Raw genomic sequence first — 1,800 nt, forward strand, 5'->3', positions numbered from 1 at the left:
GAGTCCATTGATATTCCACCCATGAGCAACCCACCCGGACAACACTCGTGTCCAGCATGGGCAACCAAAAATGGTTAGCTCCTTAGAAAGGAGGTGATCCAGCCGCACCTTCCGGTACGGCTACCTTGTTACGACTTAGTCCCAATCGCCAGTCCCACCTTCGACGACTCCCCCCACACAAGGTGGTTAGGCCATCGGCTTCGGGTGTTACCAACTTTCGTGACTTGACGGGCGGTGTGTACAAGGCCCGGGAACGTATTCACCGCAGCGTTGCTGATCTGCGATTACTAGCGACTCCGACTTCATGGGGTCGAGTTGCAGACCCCAATCCGAACTGAGACCGGCTTTTAGGGATTAGCTCCACCTCACAGTATCGCAACCCATTGTACCGGCCATTGTAGCATGCGTGAAGCCCAAGACATAAGGGGCATGATGATTTGACGTCATCCCCACCTTCCTCCGAGTTGACCCCGGCAGTCTCCCATGAGTCCCCACCACTACGTGCTGGCAACATGGAACGAGGGTTGCGCTCGTTGCGGGACTTAACCCAACATCTCACGACACGAGCTGACGACAACCATGCACCACCTGTGAACCAGCCCCGAAGGGAAACCCCATCTCTGGAGCGGTCTGGCACATGTCAAGCCTTGGTAAGGTTCTTCGCGTTGCATCGAATTAATCCGCATGCTCCGCCGCTTGTGCGGGCCCCCGTCAATTCCTTTGAGTTTTAGCCTTGCGGCCGTACTCCCCAGGCGGGGCACTTAATGCGTTAGCTACGGCGCGGAAAACGTGGAATGTCCCCCACACCTAGTGCCCAACGTTTACGGCATGGACTACCAGGGTATCTAATCCTGTTCGCTCCCCATGCTTTCGCTCCTCAGCGTCAGTAAATGCCCAGAGACCTGCCTTCGCCATCGGTGTTCCTCCTGATATCTGCGCATTTCACCGCTACACCAGGAATTCCAGTCTCCCCTACATCACTCTAGTCTGCCCGTACCCACCGCAGATCCGAGGTTGAGCCTCGGACTTTCACGGCAGACGCGACAAACCGCCTACGAGCTCTTTACGCCCAATAAATCCGGATAACGCTTGCGCCCTACGTATTACCGCGGCTGCTGGCACGTAGTTAGCCGGCGCTTCTTCTGCAGGTACCGTCACTTTCGCTTCTTCCCTACTGAAAGAGGTTTACAACCCGAAGGCCGTCATCCCTCACGCGGCGTCGCTGCATCAGGCTTGCGCCCATTGTGCAATATTCCCCACTGCTGCCTCCCGTAGGAGTCTGGGCCGTGTCTCAGTCCCAGTGTGGCCGGTCACCCTCTCAGGCCGGCTACCCGTCGTCGCCTTGGTGAGCCATTACCTCACCAACAAGCTGATAGGCCGCGAGTCCATCCCCCACCGATAAATCTTTCCACCCCGCACCATGCGGTGCGAGGTCATATCCGGTATTAGACCCAGTTTCCCGGGCTTATCCCAGAGTCGGGGGCAGGTTACTCACGTGTTACTCACCCGTTCGCCACTAATCCACCCAGCAAGCTGGGCTTCATCGTTCGACTTGCATGTGTTAAGCACGCCGCCAGCGTTCATCCTGAGCCAGGATCAAACTCTCCATAAAAAAATAAAAAGCCACCAGCAACCCCTTGGAAAATAAGGGCGAAGCCGATGAAGTCCTGGCGAATAATAAAACACTCGAGAACACTGCACGGGGGTGCAATGCCTCAAGCAAATGTTATGTATTCACCAAATAAAAATATTCGGTATCAACAAACTTGGCACACTATTGAGTTCTCAAACAACAAACAC

Annotated in this window: 1 rRNA gene; it reads right to left on the minus strand. The window is 55.2% G+C overall.

Going from position 1 to position 1,800, the window contains the following annotated elements:
• Window positions 1-86: 86 nt before the first annotated feature.
• Window positions 87-1,612: ribosomal RNA gene (locus ANI01nite_RS16585) — 16S ribosomal RNA — on the minus strand.
• Window positions 1,613-1,800: the final 188 nt, after the last annotated feature.

The sequence above is a fragment of the Glutamicibacter nicotianae genome (assembly GCF_006539525.1).
In the GTDB taxonomy this organism is placed as follows: Bacteria; Actinomycetota; Actinomycetes; order Actinomycetales; family Micrococcaceae; genus Glutamicibacter; species Glutamicibacter nicotianae.